This window comes from Arthrobacter sp. MDT1-49-2, from assembly GCF_059090185.1.
This window is the reverse complement of record NZ_JBNHFK010000002.1, coordinates 465,171-484,168: the sequence shown is the minus strand read 5'-3', so window position 1 is coordinate 484,168 and position 18,998 is coordinate 465,171. Positions and strand designations below refer to the sequence as shown.

Sequence of the window (18,998 nt, the reverse complement as noted above, 5' to 3'; positions counted from 1 at the left end):
GTGGTGTTTTCCTAGCTGATGCGGTTCAGGGTCTGGCCGATGATGCGTGCGGCTTCTGGGTAGGCGCCGGGGTTGGGGCCGGAGTAGTTGAGTCGGATGAAGGGGCCGGTTGGTTCGGCGGGGAACCATTCAGTGCCGAGTGCGACAAGAACGTTCTGCATCTCGCATTCCCGAATAAAGGCGGGGAGGTCGGTGGTATCGGGCAGTCTCAACCACAGATTCAGTCCACCGGGCGGAATGGCGGTGAGGTGGGCGAGTGGGGCGTGGTCGGCGAGGCTGTCGACGAGCAGGTCCCGGCGTGAGCGTAGCTGGTGGCGGAGCCCGCGGAGGTGGGTCTGCCAGCCGGGTTGGGTGACGATGTCCAGGGCCGCGGTCTGCAGGATTCCACTGACATACATGGATGCTGCTGCCCGGTCGGCGATGATCCGGTTTCGGGCCGGCCCGCGGGCGATGATCGCGGCGACCCTCAGAGCCGGGGACACACTCTTAGTGAGGGATCGGATGTAGACGACGTGTCCGTTGTCGTCCTGGGCTGCTACCGGGGTGGGGTCGGTGGTGATGCCGAAGTCGTGGGCCCAGTCGTCCTCGATGAGGAACGCCCCGTAGGTCCTGATGACGTCGAGGATCTGCTGTGCAGCCTTGGCGGACCATTGTGTACCGGTGGGGTTCGCGTAGTTCGGTTGAGCGTAGAAAGCCCGGGCACCGGTTTCCTCGAACGCCCGGGCAACGTCGTCCGGGTCAGGACCGGACGTACCCGATGCAATGGGAACAAGGCGCACACCGGCTTGCGCTGCGGCGAGGATCGCACCCCAGTACGAAGGGGACTCGATGAGCAACGGCCGGCCGTCGGTGACGAGACCCCGGAAGATGGAACTGAGCCCGCTTTGACTACCAGGAAGCACGATCACATCGCTTGCCTGAGGTACGGCGACACCGACAGGGGTAGCAGCAGCCAGTTCAGCAGCGAACCATGCCTGCAACTCCGGCACACCGGCAATAGGTGACCGTGTGAGCGCCGCATCACTGCGGCCAGCTCGAGCGAGGGCAGCACGGACCAGTCGTTCAGGTAGGAGCTCCCGGTCCGGGTACCCACCATGCAAAGCAATCGCATCGACGGGAGCACCACGCATCGACGCCGGCGCCGGCGACAAACGGTTACGCGGGGACCCCAGCGCCCCGGTCTGCCACCCATAGTCGGCCGGCTTCGCGGTACGCACAGCACGAACGAACGTCCCGACCCCTGGCCTGCTCTCAATCAGTCCCTGCCCAGTCAGGGTACGCAATGCCTTCTGCACGGTGACCGGGCTCGCCTCATACCGGGCCACCAACGAACGGGTCGACGGCAGCTTCGCACCAGCAGGGGCAGTGGCGATCCACTCCCGGAGGGCGGTCACGATTCTCGCACTGCTATCGTTAGTCATGAACCCACATAGTAGCGCTACCCTGCAAACATCAACGCCGCTATCGTCTTCCCAGGCCGGGCTCGCCTGGGGCCTTCTCGGTGTTCTGGCATTCTCGTTCACCGTCCCCTTCACTAGGGTCGCGGTCGGTGGACTGTCACCGCTATTCATTGGATCCGGGCGGGCCGTGATCGCTGCAGCCCTCGCCATCACAGCCCTCTCCCTCACCCGGCAACGATTCCCCGCCAGGTTCCAGTGGGTTCGCTTAGCTGTGGTCGCCGGCGGCATCGTCGTCGGCTTCCCGCTCCTGACGTCTTTCGCACTCACCACCGCCCCGGCAAGCCACGGGGCCGTCGTCATCGCACTCCTGCCTGCAGCGACCGCGGTTATGGCCGTCATCCGCGGCCACGAACGACCACCCCTGTCGTTCTGGGTCATGGCGGCCATCGGCGCAGTCATCGCTGTCGGATTCGCCGCCCTGCAGGGCGGCGGCCTCACACACCTCACCGCCTCCGACCTGCTGCTCTTCGCGGCAGTCCTCGCTGCTGCCATCGGATACGCCGAAGGTGGCCTCCTCGCCCGTGAACTCGGCGCATGGCAGACCGTGTCCTGGGCCCTCGTCATCGCATCCCCGGTGATGCTCGCCCTGACCATCACCGCCGTCGCACAGCAACCACAAAACGGCTCCCCCACCGAGTGGGCCGCTTTCGCCTATCTCGCAGTCATCAGCATGTTCCTCGGCTTCTTCGCCTGGTACCGGGGACTCGCGATCGGGCCCATGGCTCAAGTCAGCCAGGTCCAACTCACCCAACCCGTCCTCAGCATCCTCTGGGCAGTCCTCCTACTCAACGAACACCTCACGCCAACCACCATCATCGGAGGCATAGCCGTCATAATCTGCGCCGGCATCGCTGTACGGACACGACTCAACCGTCCCAAGCCACCGTCCCGCTGAGGGATCGTTCTGCCCGACACCACCCACCCAGAGCACCCGTGAAAAGCCGCCGTTGCCACCGAAGGTCATACACCTGTGACTAGCTGGATAGACCAAGTTGAAATGTGCGTGAAGTGTTCCGACTGCTGACAGTTCAGGACGCCAATTGTTTCTCAACTCATGCGCTCGGCGAGCTGGTCGAAGAACTCAATGAGCATTTTCTCTGCACCGTTCTTCATCAACTCGGCCCCACCGAATCGGTAGACCTCGTAGCCTGCGAGCTTGAGCCGTCGGTCCTCGGCGACCATCTCGCCGTAGAGGGCCGGGCTCGCGGTATCACCGGTCGCATAGTGCTGCTTCCCGTCAACTTCGAGGACCACGCGATGTGTGCTGGAGAACAGGATAAGGAAATCCATCCGCTGTCATGCCAACGGACTTCTGCTCTGGCCAGCAGATCGACGAGCCGAGTGGGTCGCGGGGTCGAAGTGCAGGTAGACCTGGGGGACCAAAGCCGGGATGTTGAACTGGCCGTCCTTGTAGCGCCCCGCGTAGGCGTCAAAGACACGGAGCTCAACCGTATTGTCTCCAAGGGAAGCCCGCAGGCGATTGTGCAGGTTCAATGCGACGTCACGCGCCGGAATCGTGTCTTCGAAGCTCTCATGCTCTCGCCACCACTCGATTAGATCGCTGAACGTCAGGCCATCAGCAGGGATCGGTCTGTCGTAGACGAGGCAGAACTCGCTGTTGCGGACGATCTCGATGTCGTTGTTAACCGCGTCGCGCAGCACAAGCTCAGGCTTCGGTCCGTTGGCAGCGATGATCAGGTTCTTCGCCTGCGTACCGACACCTCCGCCACGGTCGTACTCTGCGAGCAGAGCAGTCAGATCGGACAGAAGGACGCCGGTTACCTCAAGCTCAGCGACGATGCGTCGCGTAAGGGCCACGAGGCTGGGAAGACCCCAGTCCGCCGTGTACGCCCTGACGACATCCCGTTTCGAGTATCCGGAGTGGGTTGGCTGATGTTCGGCAGTCTCCGGCCATGGCAGTTGAAGCTCCTCGGCCAATACCGTCTCGAGGTCGCTCCGCGTGTAGGTCTGGATGAGCGCCTCCTCGATAACGCTCCGAAAGGTGCGTGACGACACCTTAGTCGGTGTCTGGGGGGAGTCGGCGAGAATTGCCTCGAAGAAGTTGAAAGCGTTCAAGGCATCGTTGTCCCTGTCGCTGACGGCAGTCGAACCCCGCCGAAGACCGAGCCAACATCAGCCATCACCCTTGACCGGTCTTCGGGTAATCGCGTGTAGGGGTGCGCGGTCCAGTGGCCGGCAAAGAAGCCCCGCTCGTTGAGCCGGTGCATGCGCGTGTCGATCAGGGGCGAGGCGAGGATCGACTCGCACAGTGGCGTCAGCGCGTTCACAACGATCGTGCCGAGGTGGGCGAGGATCTCGATCTGCCCGGTCGATCGCCCAAGGAGAATGGGAGCCACCTCATTTAGGGCGCGTTGCATGTCGTCCTCAGGCACGCCAAAGTGGACGCCTCCTTCGACGTTGGCGTAGTACTTCACCACCTCGCGAACGGTCAGATGCCGTCCTTGGACCATGCCCACCCTGGCGCCGATGAATTGCTTCAGCTTCGGCAGCGCCGGGTCCTCAGGCCCACCGACGAGCTCCGGTCCGCCAAGCCGGAGGAGGTATGGCAGATCTTCTTCGTGCTGACCGTCCTCCGGAGCGATCCACTGCCTGATACGGAACTCCGTCAGCTCCTCTGGGCGAGCTGCCCGGACAGTGTTGAGGAGGGGGCGGCCGTCGATGAGGAGCTTTCGCAGGAGCGGCGCGATCCCGAGCAATTCGTACCGGCTTCGTGCGCCCGGATCCTCGCTCCGCCGTTGGACGTCACCGACTGTCTCGACGAAGAGCCATTCGGCGAGCATCGTCTCGGGGCCTATCTTGCGTGCCATGTTGCCCCCTTCTGCTGGTGAGACGGATCGGGGTCCCGTCCGCTGATGCCAACTTCCGGAACCAAGTGTATGCACGCCGATAGAATTCCCTGACGTGCACAACGATGAGGGGCGACAGTGGGCAATCTCGGAAACTATCAATTAATGACGACCCTTGCGAAGAAGGTGGGTGGGCCGGCCGGACTCTTGGCCACGACATTGAGTGTGGGATACGTCGTCGGCAGGACGACCGAGGCCGGCGGCAAGCGAGGACTCGGCGCGTTGAAGAAAGCGATCAAGAGACGCAAGGCCCCTTGCGGGCTGAAGGATAAGGTCTTCACTGTCCGGGCCGACGGCATGGATGGCCAAGGGCTCGAGTTCAAGGCCGGCGCTGAGTACAGGGTGCTCGAATGCAGCGACGATGCGATCCTCATCGAGCTGATCGGCAATGACAACAACCCCCACGTCGTGTCCGACGCGTTTCTGGCCATGATCTCCGACTTCCCTACCGGACCCGAAGCCGGCGAAGACTGAACCGGAGGGGGAGCCCGGCGTCGGCGGATGTACTAGTCCACCGATGACGAGAGCCTCTCGAAGAAGTGATCAATTTCCTTCTGATTGCTCTCCCTCAGGAGCGGCGCGAACGTGCGTATGCTCGACCAGCCCACCGTCGCCTTCCAGATCTTGTAGCCAACCGTGTTAATCGTCTGCTTCGGCGTCTTGGTCTTCTCCGTGAGGTTGTCGCTCATCTCCATGACTGGACAGCTGGTCTTGTTGTCGTTTCCAGAGGTGTCGTCGCGGTTGCCCTTCTGGCTACACGTTTACGACACGGTTTGGGCGGGAATCAACGGGAACTCATGGGTAGACTATCGTCACTAAAACAAGCGTTCGCCCTGATCAGGGGGCAATCCTGGGAACTGTGAGGAACCGTCAGGTCACGGTGACACGACAACAGGGGGTCGCCGGTTCGAATCCGGCAGGGGGCTCCACTCCTTCACTGCAAACCCCTTCTGGTCAGGCATGGCGCCGACCGGGAGGGGTTTTCTTATGAGCTGCCGGCACGTCGTCGACCGATGGCCAGCGCCGTGCTCGGCGATCTGTCTCCGGTTGTCTCGCGGCTGCCCAAGCCGTATTTTGAAGGAATTCTGTTCCTTTGTCCCAATATCCGGCCTGCCCGCCGGAGATGGGTTTTGGGGAATCGAAATAACCCGACTCGCGAGCAGAATCGAGGCCCAGCGGTGAATCGAAAATTGATCAATCGGATAGGCCCGCCGGCATTGTTCCTTGTTGCCGTTTTCATTTATGCGGTGGTCCTGGGCGGCACGGTCAGTCTCATTCAGCTGCTCATTACCGCTCTGATCATCCTCGCCGTCTGGGCAGTCGCAGCACGCCTCATCAAACCCAAGCAGCACCGGGACACATAGGCAGCGGATCCGGACTCCTCATCGGCCGCACCGTGACCGCTGATCTGAGTGCCGGCTTGTGAGAAAAAAATGCCCCGGCCGCTGCAGCGGCCGGGGCATCGATTCGCTTGGAAACTACTTCAGCGCCACCAGGAAGTCATTGGCTCCGCCGTGGTTGAAGTTCACCTTGACCATGCTCGAGGTGTTCGCGTGTTCGATCGGCATCTGCAGGACCGCATCGGCGGTCACAGTGAAGCCCTTTTCCACCGGGTCGGCCTTGGTTTCGCCCTCCTTCAGCGCGGACACCGAATTAAACGTGGTGCCATACTCGTCGTCGGTCATAAAACCGCCGTCCCAGTTCTCGTTGACGATGGAGAAATCGGTGCCGACGTTATCGGCCGGTTCATCACCGGTGTATCCCCAGGTCGCATTGATGAATACCCAGGTGTTGCCGGGATCCGGCTCGACCTTTCCGAGGAAGCTGTCCATCGCCTTGAACTGTTCGTTGCCCTCCAGATTGACGCTGTTGACGGTGAGCGTGAAATCGCCGTCGACCATTTCCTCACCCAGGCTGTACGGGTTGGAGAGCGTCCCCTTCTCATCACCGGCGGGCCATTCAGCGGCAGGCGTGGTGGCGGTTTCCACGGCGACGGGGGCCGGATCGGCGGGGGCTTCGGCCTCATCGCCGCCGCAGGCGGTGACCGCAAGCAGGGCCGACAGGGCAATGGCCGCTCCCGCGCTCCGGCGGCGGACAGGGTGCTGTGATGTGTGTTTCATTCGTGCGAGTTTACCAACGGATTGGGCTAATCCAATTCCGCGGCGAAAAGGCTGATTGATGGTCCGCATAGGATAAAAACAGAATCACTTTCGCCTATCCAAGGAGGCCCCGATGGTTATGCCCCGCAACCTGTTTCTTGTCCGTCACGGACAAAGCGAAGCGAATGTGATGCAACGGGCAGCCAAGGCCGGGGACCCGAGCCTGTATACCGAAGAGACGATGACCGTCCCGGACCGCTCCTGGCGGCTTACGGACCTGGGCGTGCAGCAGGCCAAAGTGGCCGGAGCCTGGATCGCCGAACAGAATATCCAGTTCGACCGCGCCATGGTCTCCGTCTATACCCGGACCCGCGAGACCGCCGCCCATCTGGGACTGGATGTGCGCTGGGAAGAGAACCGCGTGATCCGTGAGCGTTCCTGGGGTGAGATCGGGTCCATGTCCAAGCAGGACTTCGCCCGGAAGTATTCGCAGAACGCGGCATACCGGGACAGCGACCCGCTGTATTGGGCGCCACCCGCGGGGGAATCCATCGCCAATGTTGCCGAGAACCGCGTACGCAACATCCTCAGCACCCTGCACCGCGAGAACGCCCGGGAGAACGTCCTCCTGGTGACCCACGGGGAGTTCATGTGGGCCACCCGCCTGGTGCTGGAACGCTGGAGCGACGAGGAGTTCCTGCTGCGGGACGCAGACAAGGAACAGGTGATCCATAACTGCACGGTCCTGCAATACACCAGCACTGATCCGTACAACCGCAACAACGCCCGGGAGAAGCTCAACTGGGTCCGCCGCTGCTGGCCGGTGTGCGTGGACGGCGAGTGGACCATGTTCGTCGGCGAGTGGGAAGAATTCGACCGGAAGTACTTCACGGGGGAGGAGCTGCTGGAGCGCGCGGAGGCGAACCGGCATTTCCTTGAGGGGTCGTTCGGGAGTTAAGGACAAAGGGCCCGGCATCCGCACACTATGCGCGAATGCCGGACCCTATGCGGTGCTTGGAGCTAAGCCGTTGCTGCCAGCTCCAGCAGCGCCGAATACGAGGACTGCGCGCCCTCCCGGGTGGCGGCCAGTGCCCCGGCCCGCGCAGCAAACGCCGCGGCGTCGGCCAGCGGATCCCCTGCAGCCAACCGGGCGGCGGTGGCGGCGGTGAAGGCATCCCCGCAGCCGGTGGTGTCCACCGCGGTGACCCGGGTGGGTGCGATGGGCACTACCCTCCCGGCGCCGGAGGCGGTGCCGTCCAGTACGACGGCGCCGTCCCCGCCCAGGGTGATGATGGTGCGGCGCACGCCCAGCGCGCCCAGGGCGGCGATGACCGCTTCCCAATCCGACGCCGGGTCCGCCAGACCCGTGACGAGCGCTGCCTCATGGGTGTTCAGCAACAGCACATCGGTCAGAGACAGCAGTTCCGCCGGAACCTCCCGGTACGGGGAGAGGTTCAGCAGCACCTGCGCGCCGGCGTTGTGCCCGGCCCGTGCCGCGGCGGTCACCGCTTCCAGCGGAACCTCCAGGCTCAGCGTGAGCACGGCGGCGCCGTCGAACAGGTCCGCCGGCAGTTCCGCACCGGTGACGGTGCCGTTGGCTCCGGGGGAAACGATGATCGTGTTTTCCCCCGCCGCGTCCACCACAATCATGGCCGTGCCGGTGGCGGTGCCGGTGCGGCGCAGGACGCGGGAGGCGTCCACGCCGGCGTCGGCAGCCGCCTTGAGCAGAAGGTCCCCGTGCCCGTCGGCGCCCACGGCACCGAAAAGCCGGACGTCGGCGCCCAGGATGGCGGCGGCTGCAGCCTGGTTGGCGCTTTTGCCGCCGGGCACAATCACCAGTTCCGAACCGCTGAGGGTTTCCCCGGGGGAGGGGAAACGGTCTGTACGGACGGTGAGGTCAGCGTTCAGCGACCCTACAACTACAACTTTTCCGGCAGGCATGCGGGGATTCTCCTAGGCGTGATGTCAGCGGTCGGCCGGCTCGGCCTTGGCGGTGACCTCGGCGTTGACGGGCTTGGGGATGAGGAAGGACGTGGCCAGGGCCAGCACCAGGATCACCAGACCGGCAATAATACCGGCGTAGTAGCCTGAGGTGCCTACGCCGTCGGCCGGCGTAGCTGCGGTTTTCACTGCGTAGATGACCGCAAAGCTCAGGCCCGCGCCCAGGTTGAACGCACCGGCGTTGAGGCCGGGCAGGAAGCCGGGGTTTTCCTTCGGGGAGAGCACAATGCCCAAGCCGTTGAGCATGATGTTGCCGATGCCGGCGTAGGTGACACCGATCAGCACCGAGACGCCCAGGACGCCGAGCCTGGAGTCGCCCCCGACAACCAGCAGCATCAGCGTCAGGGCAATAACGGAGCCGATCATGCCGATCCGCAGCACCTTGCCGTAGCCCCAGGTCGCTGCCAGGCGTCCGGCGATCGGCCCCAGGACCAGGCCGGCGATGGCGTACGGGGTGAGCGTCCACCAGGCGGACTCCTCGGCGCCCATGCCGAAGCCGACGGCGCCGTCCTGCGCCAGGGCCGGGATGATGCCGTTCATGACGGCGAAGACACCGGTCATGGTCAGGAGGGTGGTGAGCAGCAGTGCCCAGGTGGAACGCTGCTTGAGCAGGTGGGTGGCGACCAGGGGCTGCTCGGTCCGGTTCTCCACCTTCCAGAAGACCACGAAGGCGATCACGGCAATCACGATCAGGCCGATGACCAGCGGCCAGTTTGCGGCCCCGAGTTTGCCCGCCTCGTTGAACGCGGTCAGCAGGGTGCCCACGGAAATGACCAGGGGCACTACGCCCACCCAGTCCATCTTTTCCTTCTTCTCGGCGGTGGATTCAGGGGCCAGGAAGAACAGCAGGGCGGCAGCGACCGCACCCACGGCAGCCATGACCCAGAAGACCGAGGCAAAACCGTGGTTCTGCGCCAGGTAGCCGCCGGCGATGGCGTCCACACCGGCAATGCCGCCGTTCACGGCTGTGATCACACCCATGAGCGTGCCGTACAGCTTCGCGTCGGTGATTTCCACCCGCAGCATGATCAGGGTCAGCGGGACCACCGGACCGGAAACGCCCTGGATCAGGCGGGCAATGAAAAGGACCTCGATGCTCGGTGCCAGGGCGGCAACCACGGAGCCGATGGTCAGGACCACCAGCATGCCGGCAAGGACCTTTTTGCGGCCGATGATGTCGCCCAGCCGCGGCAGGAACAGGGAGAAGAGCGCAGCGGCGGTGAAGAACGCCGTCTGGCTCAGGCCCACGGCCGCCGAAGTGGTGTTCAGTTCCTCTTCGATGGTGACCAGGGCGGGGGAGAGCATGGAGGCATTGAGCTGGAAGGCCACGCAGGCTGCCAGCAGTGCCGTCATCAGTGCGCCGACGTTGACCCGGCGCCGGGTGGTTTCACTCACAGGTTTACCTCACCGATTCGTTCGAGTGCGTCAACAACAAGGCCCCAGAACTTTTCATGGTCCAGGTCCACAGCCACCGAGGTGGTGCAGTCAGCGGGCGCCGGGGCACGGAAATCCGCCACGGTCATGCCCAGCGTCAGGGTGCCGGTGAGCTCGACGTCGAGCGGCACGCGGCGGGTAGTCATTACGGAGGGGTCAATCACGTAGGCCACTGCACAGGGATCGTGCACGGGCGGGAAATCAAAGCCCTGGGCGTCCTTGTAGGTCTGTCCGAAGAACTCCAGGAGTTCACCGACGAACTTTGCCGGCTTGGTGCCGACGGCGGCGATGCGGGCAGCGACCTCGTCCGTGGCCAGTGCCTGGTGGGTGAGGTCCAGACCGACCATAACCAGCGGCCACTTCTCATTGAAGACAATGTGGGCGGCCTCGGGGTCGATCTTGATGTTGAATTCCGCCACGGCGGACCAGTTGCCCACGTGGTAGCCGCCGCCCATCAGGACAACTTCCTTCACCCGTTCGGCGATGCGCGGTTCTTTGCGCACGGCGAGGGCGATGTTGGTGAGTCCGGCGGTCGGCACGATGGTCACGGTTCCGGGTTCGTGGGACATCACGGTGTCGATGATCAGGTCCACGGCATGGCGGGGATCCAGTTCCAGCGTGGGCTCGGGCAGGACGGGGCCGTCCATGCCGGACTCGCCGTGGATATCCGGTGCGTTTTCAATGGTCCGGACCAGGGGGCGGTCGCACCCTGCCGCGAAGGGGACGCCTGTGATATTTGCGACACGGGCAATCGCCAGCGCGTTGCGTGTCACCTTCTCCAGAGTCTGGTTTCCGACGACGGTTGTCACCGCGAGGAGGTCGATCTCCGGGCTGCCGTGTGCCAGCAGCAGGGCGACCGCATCATCATGGCCGGGATCGCAGTCCAGGATGATTTTGTGGGGCATTGCATCTCCGCTTCGTTGAGGGTTCCCGCGCCGGAGCCGAAATTCCGGCGTTGCAGTGCCCCGCTCCGGTACGGCCGGCGGGCGCGCAGCATGGCGGACCGATGGTTGTACGGAGTGTCGAGGGCCGGCCGACCGCCGGGAACGGCGGGCGGCGGGTGCCGGTAAACCCCGGTGGGGGCGGGCACTGCTTTTTAAGGTTATCGGCGTTGGGCGGACAGGAAATACTCCGGCTCCGCAGAGCTCCCGAGCTCCCGCCAGCGGATTTGCCTAGGTGGAAAGTGGTCCTTATCCTTTGCCCGGCCGGGGCGCAAATCCTGCGGCCCATGTGTCCCGACGCTACGGAGCGGATGTGATCCGCACCTCATTTTCCATGTAGCGTGGAAGGCCCGTTACACCTCATAGGAGAGATATGACCGGCCTGGATACCGCTTTGACCCCGCTTCGCTTCCTGGAACGTGCCGCTTCAGTGCATCCGGAGAAGACAGCCGTGATCGACGGAGAGCGGCAGCTGACGTACCGCGAGTTCGCTGCAGCGGTCACCCGCGCCGCCCATGCATTGCGCGCCTCCGGCCTGACCGAGGGCGCCCGTGCGGCATTCCTCGGGACCAACTCTGCCGAGCTGCTCATCGCCCACCACGCGGTGCCGCTGGCCGGCGGCGTCCTGGTGCCCCTGAACACCCGGCTGTCCCCGCCCGAGGTTGCCTACATCTGCAACCACTCCGGCGCCACGCTGCTCTTCGGCGATCCGGACCTGCTCCGTGGGCTGGGGTCGCTGGCCGCGCCGGAACTGGAAACCGTCACCGAAGTCATCGCGGTACCCCTGCAGGACGGCAGCGAGGACCCGGTGGAGGGCACGACGTCGTACGCCGCGTTCGCAGCACGCGGCACCGACACACCGCTGCCGTGGGACGTCAAGGACGAGAACACCGTCATCAGCCTGAATTACACCTCCGGCACCACCGGCCGGCCCAAGGGTGTGATGTACACGCACCGCGGTGCCTACCTGAACTCGCTCGGCGAGGTGCACCACCAGGGCTTCGACGCGGACACCACGTATCTGTGGACGCTGCCGATGTTCCACTGCAACGGCTGGTGCACCACCTGGGCCCTGACCGCCGCATCCGGCACGCATGTCTGCCTGCGCGCCGTCCGCGGCCCGGAAATCTGGCGGCTGATCGACACCCACGGCATTGACCACCTGGCCGGAGCGCCCACCGTGCTCTCCGCCATCGCCACCGCGGAGGAAGCCCATGTGCTGGAGCATCCCCTGACCATCGTCACGGCCGGCGCACCGCCCAGCCCCACCGTTATCAACAAGATCCACCAGCTACAGGCCACCGTGGTGCACGTGTACGGGCTGACCGAGTCCTACGGACCGTATGCGGTCTGCGAGCCGCAGGCTGCCTGGGCGGACCTGGATGCGGACGCACTGGCGAAAAAGATGGCGCGGCAGGGCGTGGGAATGCTGACCTCCGAGCGGCTGCGCGTGGTCCGGGACGCCGCCGGCGCCGACGGTGAGTTGGAGGACGTGGCCGGCGACGGCGTCGAAATGGGCGAGATTGTGATGCGCGGCAACTGCGTGATGGCCGGCTACTACCGCGATGAGGCGGGAACGGCCGACGCCTTCCGCGGCGGCTGGTTCCACACCGGGGACCTGGGCGTGATGCACCCGGACGGCTATGTGCAGCTGCTGGACCGTTCGAAGGACGTGGTGGTCTCCGGCGGAGAGAACATTTCCACCATCGAGGTGGAGCAGGCGCTGGCCAGCCACCCCGCCGTCGCCGACGTCGCCGTGATCGGGGTGCCGGACGAGCGTTGGGGCGAGCGGCCCAAGGCCTTTGTGGTGCTCACCCCCGGGACTGAGGTCACCGGCGAGGAGCTGCTGGCCCACGTGAAATCCCAGATTGCCTCCTACAAGGCGCCGCGGTCGGTGGAGTTCATCCTGGACCTGCCCAAGACCTCGACCGGGAAGATCCGCAAGAACGAGCTGCGCTCGCAGGAATGGGAGGGTCTGGAAGCCCGGATCAACTGACGCCTCCGCCTTGCCGGATATGACCGTGCGTTCTAGCTTGTAGCCATGCAGCCACCTTCCGAACGCACGGTCACCGGGCCGGGGAGCCGACGGTTGCCGCAGGTCCGTCCCGGCGGTCCGGAACACGGTTTGGACAGCAGTGATTCCCTGCGGCGCTTCGACGGGGAGACGGACCACGTAGGGATCTGGACGTCGGAGGTCTTCCGGGACCAGGCGCTGCAGTGGATCCGTGCCCGGCTCGCCGCCGACGGGCACGAGTCCGTTCCTGTCCACGGCCCGCTGACGCTGCACCGGGTCCGCTTCTGGTCTGCCATCTTCACGGTGGATACCGGACGTGGACGCCTGTGGTTCAAGGCAGCCAACCCCGGACAGGCATTTGAAGCAGCATTGCTTCAGGAGCTGGCCCGGCTCGTCCCCGGGCACGTCATCGCCCCGGTGGCGGTGGACACCGCACGCGGCTGGCTGCTGCTTCCCGACGGGGGGACGGTACTTGCCGAGCGGGAGGAGCCCGCCGCAACCCATTGGCACGCGCTGCTGGAGCAGACAGCGCGGATGCAGACAGCGCTGGCCCCGCATGGGCGGGAACTGCAGCTGGCCGGCTTGCCGGTGCTGGGTCCGGACCAGGCGGAGGAGTATGCCGCCGGCATGATCGAGGACCTGGCCATGCTGCCGGCAGCCCACCCTCAATATCTGCCGGCTGCGCAGGCCTCCCGCCTAGCGGCCGGTCTGCGGTCCGCCGCCGCTGCCTTCAGGGCACTGGACAGCTCCGGAATTCCCCTGTCGCTCCAGCCCAACGACGTCACCTTGCGAAACGCTTTCCACACGCGGGACGGGGTGCGGCTGTTCGACTTCGGGGATGCCTTCTGGTCCCACCCCGCTGCCGCGCTGCAGTTGCCGTTGCGGATGGCAAGCGGCAGCTGGCCTGCTCCGGCACCGCCCGACGACGCCGTCGTCCAGCGCATGTGCAGCGCCTACCTGCACTACTGGCCTCGGGCGGAAGGGAACATGCGGCTCATGCTTGAGGGCGCCGACAGGCTGGCCAGCCTGCACCGCTGCGAGTCCTGGCGGCGGCTGCTGGCCTGCACCCATCCGGAGGCAGTGGGCCCCCGGACACCGCAGCTGGCGGACTGGCTGGCGGACGCGCTCCGGCCCGCCAGCCAGTCCTGATGCGGCAGGCCCTACCAGCGGACCTTGCGCTCGCGGGGGCCCTGCCTGCCGGTGGGCTGGGTGGGTTTATGGCCCTTTCCCAGGCTCTGCCAGCCGGGTAGCGCAGACTCGGCGGTACCAGCCGGTAGAGCCTGCCCCGCGTCGTGGAGGCGTGCCTCCGCCGACGGGGCGAGATGTATTTCCAGTCCCGGTGCCGGCGGCGGGACGGGTTGGACGGACGGTTCGTTACCCAGTGGTTTCTTCTTCGGTGCACGCATGGCTTCACTCCTGTAACTGGTGCTGCCGATGCCGGCACGGGCCCTTCCGGGCAGGCCGCTATAACGGGCCGTAAAGGGGAGTTGCAGACGGAAGGACTCGGAGGCCGGGCCTCAACAAGCGGTGGATGGTTGTCTGCGAAGGTTCGAGAGGGCGCGTGCGCTCGCTACTCGAAAATCAGGATCTCCATGCCGGGAACCCTAGCACCGGGGCCGTCCGGCGGATAGCCCCTGCCGGAAACATACCGGGAAGGGCACGCATCCAGCCCTCACAGCGGGCCACGTAGGCTGGACGGGTGATTACCCCTATTTCCCGGGACCGCAGCTGGTCCGAGGCCGCCATCCGCCGGATCGAAGCCGAAGCCGCCCGTTCCGCGGACACGCACCTTTTCCAGATCCCGGTGCCGGCAGGCTGGGCGGTGAAGGTCTACCTCAAGGACGAGTCCACCCACCGCACCGGCAGCCTCAAGCACCGGCTGGCCCGGTCCCTGTTCCTCTTCGGCCTGGTCAACGGGTGGATCACGGAGGGGACCACTGTGGTGGAAGCATCCAGCGGGTCCACGGCTGTCTCGGAAGCATATTTCGCGCAGTTGCTGGGCCTGCCTTTCATCGCGGTGATGACCCGGACCACCAGCGCCGAAAAGGTCGCCCTGATCCAGCAGCACGGCGGCACCTGCCACTTCGTGGATGATCCGTCCGAGGTGTATGCCGCGGCGGAAGGGATCGCCAGGCGGACCGGCGGCCACTACATGGACCAGTTCACCTACGCCGAACGGGCCACCGACTGGCGCGGCAACAACAACATTGCCGAGTCCATCTTCAGCCAGATGTCCCTGGAAGAGCACCCGCTGCCGGAATGGATAGTGGTGGGCGCCGGCACCGGCGGAACCAGTGCGACCCTGGGACGCTATATTCGCTACCACCGCCACCCCACCCGGCTGGCGGTCGTGGACCCGGAGAACTCCGCGTTCCTTCCCGCCTGGCAGAACCCGGCGGCCCCGGCAGCCGGGGGACCGTCCCGGATCGAAGGCATCGGCCGGCCCCGGCCGGAGCCGAGCTTCATCCCCGCAGTGATCGACCATATGATCCAGGTTCCGGACTCTTCGTCCGTGGCCGCGGCCCAACACCTGCAGCGGACCGCCGGCCTGCATGCCGGACCGTCCACCGGCACCAACCTTTGGGGTGTCTGGCAGCTCGCCGCCGCGATGGAGGCCGAGGGGCGGGCCGGCAGCATTGTGTCGCTGATGTGCGACTCGGGTGACCGGTACGCCGCCTCCTACGGCGACAGCGCCTGGCTGGCTGCCCGCGGACTGGATCCGGCCCCGGCGACGGCCGTGCTGGAGGAACTGTTCAGGACGGGGCAGTGGCCGGCAGGAAGCTAGTGTCCCGGCCTAACGCGCCGGCGCCGGCACAAGGACACGCTTGAACCCCACGTGCGATGCCTCAAAGCCCAGCCGAAGATAAAAGCGGTGGGCGGAGTGCCGGCGCTTGTTGGAGGTGAGCTGAACCAGCCCGGCGCCGTTGCGCAGGCCTTCGCCCATGGCCCAGTTCAGCAGGGCCGTGCCCAGTCCGTTCGAGCGAAGATCCGCGCGGACGTGGACAGCTTCGATCTGCAGCCGGGTCGCCCCGCCGGCCGCCAGACACGGGAGCAGCGTCAGCTGCAAAGTCCCTGCAAACCCGCCGCAGGCATCGTCAACCGCCGCCAGGAAATGCGCGGGATCGGCGGAAATGGCGTCGTAGGCCTGCAGATAGGGTTCCAGTCCGTGGTCTTCGTCCCGGACCGGTCCGGGACGGTCTGCCGCCAGCAGTTCCGCTATCTGCGGCACGTCAGCCCGTGCCGCCCGGCGCACGGTAAATGACCCGTTGAGCAACGAGGCGCCTCTGATCTCCATGCCCGCAGTCTTGCACACCGGCATCCGCCAAACCGGCCTCCTCCATTGACCCCGCCAGCCGGAGCCGGGCAGGGTTAATGGACCACCGGACCCGCGCTGCACGCTGTCAGGAGCCGTTTATGCTTCGCATTCTCTCGATTGACGGGGGCGGCATCCGCGGGATTATCCCCATGACCTGGCTGATGGCATTGGAAGAGAAGACCGGGCAGCGGACAGCTGACCTGTTTGACCTGGTGGTGGGAACTTCGGCCGGTGGTATGGCCGCCCTGGCACTGGTCTCTCCGCAGAAGGACGGCACCGGATACAGCGCCGAGGAAGTGCGCCGGCTGAACCTGGACAGCGCGGCGAAAGTCTTTCCCCAGTCCCCGGGACACCCTGCCCATGCCGCAGCGCCTGCCGGGGCACCGAGGTATTCCGCCGAGCCGCTGAAACACTACCTGGAGGAAGCACTGGGTGATCTCCCGCTTTCCGAAGCTGTGCGACCGGTGGCAGTGACCACCTGCGACCTCGCCCATACCGAGGCGCTGCACTTCGCCGGCGGCGGCCTGGAACCCACGGTCCTGGGCGACGCCCCGATGGCGCTGGCAGCACAGGCGACGGCCTCGCTGCCCCGGTACTTCCCGGCCGTGCCGTTCACGGACGCCGAGGGAAATGCCAGACAGTTGGTGGACGGGGGCCTGGCCGCGGATGATCCGGCGTTGCTGGGGTACTCACTCGGCACGGTACTGCCCGCCGCTGTGGACGGCGTGCTGCTGGTCTCCCTGGGTACCGGAACCAGTACCGGAAACCGGAACGCGGGTCTGCGGCTGGGAGCTGAACAAACACAGCACACACCGGATCTGCAGGTTCTGGAGAAGGACCTCTCGATGGTGCTCAGCGGTCCCGGACAGGTGGCACGCGACTGTCTGCAACTCATCCTCGGAGACAGGTACGTGCGGATCCAGACCGACCTCTTGCCGGACACCAGCCACGAATCGGACAACGCAACCGAAGCCAACCTGCAGAGACTGATCCAGACGGCCGAACGCATGGTCCGGGACACTGCTGCGGAGCTGGACCGGCTGGCCCGGCTGCTTCAGCAGGGCCCGGGACCTTGGCTGGCCGGGGAATGAGGGGAAGAATGGCGGGAAAGCATTTTTGTGCCGTCCCGGACGGCAGGGGTTACCCTGCCGGGCGAAAACCGGGACCATCATGGAGGTAGCTGTGGGCCGGAACCTCAAGCGAATCCGCCGAATTGCGCAGGCACAGTTCGGTTATCCCGCCAAGGGCGACAATTTCACCCAGACCTGCACCCGGCTTGATGCCGCCATTGCCGCCACCGCCGCCAGACAGGCAATGCTCAGGAACCAGACAAGGGCATCCTGGGAAGTATTGCGGCATTACAGTGCCGTCACCCGTTCCTATGAAACACGGCTGCGCTGCCTGGAACAGGTCATTGCCGAAGAGCGGATTGATACCGGGGAAACTGTCCGCCTTGCCCAAACTGCGCGCCGGATGCACGATCTCGCGGCCCGCATCGAAGCCACGGCGCGTCATCACTTTGACGCGGTCCGTGCCAAGGAATCCCGTGTGGAGGATTTGATGCAGAAACTGACAAGTTCCAAATCCCAGCTAAAACTGGCCCAGACGGCCCAGAACCACCGAAACCGTCTGCGCGCCCTGGAATCTGCCGGCGGGCAGGACCAGATCATCCATAGCAGGGATGTCTACGACCATGAGCTCAGGGCGGCGTCCCGGCTCGCCCGCGAAGCCGAAGCGCTCGCCGGGTTGAAAGGCGGCTGGTCCTGATGTCGGCACAGATTAACCCGGTACTCATTGCCCTTCCCCTAAGTCCCCGGCGCAGCCACTCGGTTCGAACCCTGGTGGGGCTGAGCATGGCAGCGGTCCTTTTCCTCTTCCTGGGCGGCGGCGACCTGGTGACCGTCCTCATCGGGATGGGATTCGCCGTCCATCCGGTGCAGGCCGCGGCGGACAGGCTGGTCCGCTGGCCGCGCCAGGACCGGGCGGACGCCCAGGCGCTCACCGGGGTGGTCCGGGAATACTTCTACAACTCTCCCGAAGTGGACGCGAAGAGCGTCCGCGATCTGGTGCGGAAACGGCAGTTGCAGGTGAACGACGACGGCGGCGGGCAGCTGCGCATCGGCCTCACCGGGCGGCGGCTTCCCACACCCAAAGGCAGCCGTCCCGAAGCCAGGCTTTCCTACAAATGCGGGGACGTGGGCCTGACGGATTTCGACCGCCTGCTGCAGAACGCCGAGCGGGACCCGCAGGTCCGCCGCGCCACCACACGGATGCGCCGTCCGGAGACGGGTACGGCGGCAGCCTGATTCCGGTGCCGCCTGCGGACACAGCAGTCCCGCAGGCCCGCAGTCGCGCAGACACGGCAGCGGCCTTACGCCCCGGCGCCGGGCAGGCTCCGGGGCTGGGATCATGGAGATATGCGAACACTCAGCCTTCAGGAAGCCACCCGCCTTGCCGAACAGACCGCCGGGGTAGCCGAAGGCCATATCCCTTACGGTTCCGGACTGGGTGCCCCCGCCTCCTTCACCCTGGCCTGGCTTCTGCACGAGGCCGGTTTCGAGGACGTCCGCGTAGCCAGCGGGAGTTCCGGCATGGGGGACCACTTCTGGGTGGAAACGGACCAATGGCGGATCGATCCGACGCTGCGTCAGTTCGCCCATTTGAACAGCCGTCCACTGGTGGAGCCGGTGGCCGAGCCCGGCGGATTCCCGGCCGATAAGTACCATGCCATTCCCCGCTCACGCGAGGAAGCCGTCCGTGAAGTGTCCTACGGATTCCGCAACGCGGCGGAAACCGAAGCGTTCGTCCGTGAAATGGAGGCGGCAATCCGTCTGCCCTGACGGGCCGGTGCCGTACACCCGTGGAG

At 65.4% G+C, this 18,998-nt stretch carries 21 protein-coding genes; 11 read left to right on the top strand and 10 right to left on the bottom strand.

From position 1 onward, the window contains the following. Nucleotides 1-11: 11 nt before the first annotated feature. Entirely contained in the window at nucleotides 12-1,421 is a 1,410-nt protein-coding gene (locus tag AC5RTS_RS04755) for an aminotransferase-like domain-containing protein (protein WP_493990920.1), read from the bottom strand. On the opposite strand from AC5RTS_RS04755, the gene AC5RTS_RS04750 reads away from it, so the two are divergent. Further along, on the top strand, nucleotides 1,420-2,355 hold the full coding sequence (locus AC5RTS_RS04750) for a DMT family transporter (RefSeq protein WP_493990919.1): 936 nt from the start codon (nucleotides 1,420-1,422) through the stop codon (nucleotides 2,353-2,355). The two genes, AC5RTS_RS04755 and AC5RTS_RS04750, sit on opposite strands and share 2 nt — an antisense overlap. Nucleotides 2,356-2,507: 152 nt before the next feature. Here the strand turns inward: AC5RTS_RS04750 and AC5RTS_RS04745 are convergent, their stop codons facing one another. Genes AC5RTS_RS04745 through AC5RTS_RS04735 form a run of 3 tightly spaced genes read right to left on the bottom strand, consistent with a single transcriptional unit; the run spans nucleotide 2,508 to nucleotide 4,288 of the window. Beyond that, entirely contained in the window at nucleotides 2,508-2,750 is a 243-nt protein-coding gene (locus AC5RTS_RS04745) for a DUF559 domain-containing protein (protein ID WP_493990918.1), read from the bottom strand. A gap of 6 nt (nucleotides 2,751-2,756) precedes the next feature. After that, a complete protein-coding gene (locus tag AC5RTS_RS04740) occupies nucleotides 2,757-3,536 on the bottom strand; it encodes a hypothetical protein (RefSeq protein ID WP_493990917.1) in 780 nt (259 codons plus the stop codon). Further along, a complete protein-coding gene (locus AC5RTS_RS04735; RefSeq protein WP_493990916.1) occupies nucleotides 3,533-4,288 on the bottom strand; it encodes a hypothetical protein in 756 nt (251 codons plus the stop codon). The genes AC5RTS_RS04740 and AC5RTS_RS04735 overlap by 4 nt, the downstream gene beginning before the upstream one ends. 144 nt (nucleotides 4,289-4,432) lie before the next feature. On the opposite strand from AC5RTS_RS04735, the gene AC5RTS_RS04730 reads away from it, so the two are divergent. After that, the gene (locus AC5RTS_RS04730) at nucleotides 4,433-4,801 is read left to right on the top strand and encodes a hypothetical protein (RefSeq protein WP_493990915.1); all 369 of its coding nucleotides are present in this window, start codon (nucleotides 4,433-4,435) and stop codon (nucleotides 4,799-4,801) included. A 32-nt stretch (nucleotides 4,802-4,833) separates the two neighbouring features. Here the strand turns inward: AC5RTS_RS04730 and AC5RTS_RS04725 are convergent, their stop codons facing one another. Next, nucleotides 4,834-5,016: a hypothetical protein gene (locus AC5RTS_RS04725; RefSeq protein WP_493990914.1), complete on the bottom strand. Its 183-nt coding sequence runs from the start codon at nucleotides 5,014-5,016 to the stop codon at nucleotides 4,834-4,836. Between the two features lie 501 nt (nucleotides 5,017-5,517). On the opposite strand from AC5RTS_RS04725, the gene AC5RTS_RS04720 reads away from it, so the two are divergent. Further along, nucleotides 5,518-5,691: a hypothetical protein gene (locus AC5RTS_RS04720; protein WP_493990913.1), complete on the top strand. Its 174-nt coding sequence runs from the start codon at nucleotides 5,518-5,520 to the stop codon at nucleotides 5,689-5,691. A 114-nt stretch (nucleotides 5,692-5,805) separates the two neighbouring features. On the opposite strand, the gene AC5RTS_RS04715 is transcribed toward AC5RTS_RS04720, so the two are convergent. After that, entirely contained in the window at nucleotides 5,806-6,447 is a 642-nt protein-coding gene (locus tag AC5RTS_RS04715; RefSeq protein WP_493990912.1) for a hypothetical protein, read from the bottom strand. Between the two features lie 112 nt (nucleotides 6,448-6,559). Here AC5RTS_RS04715 and AC5RTS_RS04710 point away from each other — a divergent pair, with 112 nt between their 5' ends. Continuing rightward, nucleotides 6,560-7,384, top strand: coding sequence for a histidine phosphatase family protein (locus AC5RTS_RS04710; RefSeq protein WP_493990911.1), 825 nt, complete (start codon nucleotides 6,560-6,562; stop codon nucleotides 7,382-7,384). A 62-nt stretch (nucleotides 7,385-7,446) separates the two neighbouring features. Here AC5RTS_RS04710 and AC5RTS_RS04705 read toward each other — a convergent pair whose 3' ends face one another. The 3 genes from AC5RTS_RS04705 to uriH are packed head-to-tail and all read right to left on the bottom strand — an operon-like array spanning nucleotide 7,447 to nucleotide 10,766. After that, on the bottom strand, nucleotides 7,447-8,367 hold the full coding sequence (locus AC5RTS_RS04705) for a ribokinase (RefSeq protein ID WP_493990910.1): 921 nt from the start codon (nucleotides 8,365-8,367) through the stop codon (nucleotides 7,447-7,449). Between the two features lie 24 nt (nucleotides 8,368-8,391). After that, entirely contained in the window at nucleotides 8,392-9,822 is a 1,431-nt protein-coding gene (gene uriT, locus AC5RTS_RS04700; RefSeq protein WP_493990909.1) for a uridine transporter UriT, read from the bottom strand. Then, a complete protein-coding gene (uriH, locus tag AC5RTS_RS04695; protein WP_493990908.1) occupies nucleotides 9,819-10,766 on the bottom strand; it encodes a uridine-preferring nucleoside hydrolase UriH in 948 nt (315 codons plus the stop codon). The genes uriT and uriH overlap by 4 nt, the downstream gene beginning before the upstream one ends. Nucleotides 10,767-11,175: 409 nt before the next feature. Here uriH and AC5RTS_RS04690 point away from each other — a divergent pair, with 409 nt between their 5' ends. From AC5RTS_RS04690 to AC5RTS_RS04680, 3 genes are all read left to right on the top strand, one after another. Next, complete coding sequence (locus tag AC5RTS_RS04690; protein ID WP_493990907.1) at nucleotides 11,176-12,798, top strand: AMP-binding protein; 1,623 nt, start codon at nucleotides 11,176-11,178, stop codon at nucleotides 12,796-12,798. Nucleotides 12,799-12,843: 45 nt separating this feature from the next. Further along, a complete protein-coding gene (locus AC5RTS_RS04685) occupies nucleotides 12,844-13,965 on the top strand; it encodes a hypothetical protein (RefSeq protein ID WP_493990906.1) in 1,122 nt (373 codons plus the stop codon). A gap of 550 nt (nucleotides 13,966-14,515) precedes the next feature. After that, the gene (locus tag AC5RTS_RS04680) at nucleotides 14,516-15,601 is read left to right on the top strand and encodes a PLP-dependent cysteine synthase family protein (RefSeq protein WP_493990905.1); all 1,086 of its coding nucleotides are present in this window, start codon (nucleotides 14,516-14,518) and stop codon (nucleotides 15,599-15,601) included. Between the two features lie 9 nt (nucleotides 15,602-15,610). Here the strand turns inward: AC5RTS_RS04680 and AC5RTS_RS04675 are convergent, their stop codons facing one another. Further along, on the bottom strand, nucleotides 15,611-16,111 hold the full coding sequence (locus AC5RTS_RS04675) for a GNAT family N-acetyltransferase (RefSeq protein WP_493990904.1): 501 nt from the start codon (nucleotides 16,109-16,111) through the stop codon (nucleotides 15,611-15,613). Nucleotides 16,112-16,230: 119 nt separating this feature from the next. On the opposite strand from AC5RTS_RS04675, the gene AC5RTS_RS04670 reads away from it, so the two are divergent. The 4 genes from AC5RTS_RS04670 (at nucleotide 16,231) to AC5RTS_RS04655 (ending at nucleotide 18,972) form a co-directional block, all read left to right on the top strand. Then, complete coding sequence (locus tag AC5RTS_RS04670; protein WP_493990903.1) at nucleotides 16,231-17,223, top strand: patatin-like phospholipase family protein; 993 nt, start codon at nucleotides 16,231-16,233, stop codon at nucleotides 17,221-17,223. Nucleotides 17,224-17,302: 79 nt separating this feature from the next. Continuing rightward, nucleotides 17,303-17,899 (top strand): magnesium transporter CorA family protein, encoded by a 597-nt coding sequence (locus AC5RTS_RS04665; RefSeq protein ID WP_493990902.1) that lies wholly within the window; start codon nucleotides 17,303-17,305, stop codon nucleotides 17,897-17,899. Further along, a complete protein-coding gene (locus tag AC5RTS_RS04660; RefSeq protein WP_493990901.1) occupies nucleotides 17,899-18,438 on the top strand; it encodes a hypothetical protein in 540 nt (179 codons plus the stop codon). Before AC5RTS_RS04665 ends, AC5RTS_RS04660 begins: the two co-directional genes overlap by 1 nt. A gap of 111 nt (nucleotides 18,439-18,549) precedes the next feature. Then, nucleotides 18,550-18,972, top strand: a complete 423-nt coding sequence (locus tag AC5RTS_RS04655) for a hypothetical protein (protein ID WP_493990900.1) — start codon at nucleotides 18,550-18,552, stop codon at nucleotides 18,970-18,972. The last annotated feature ends 26 nt before the right edge of the window (nucleotides 18,973-18,998 follow it).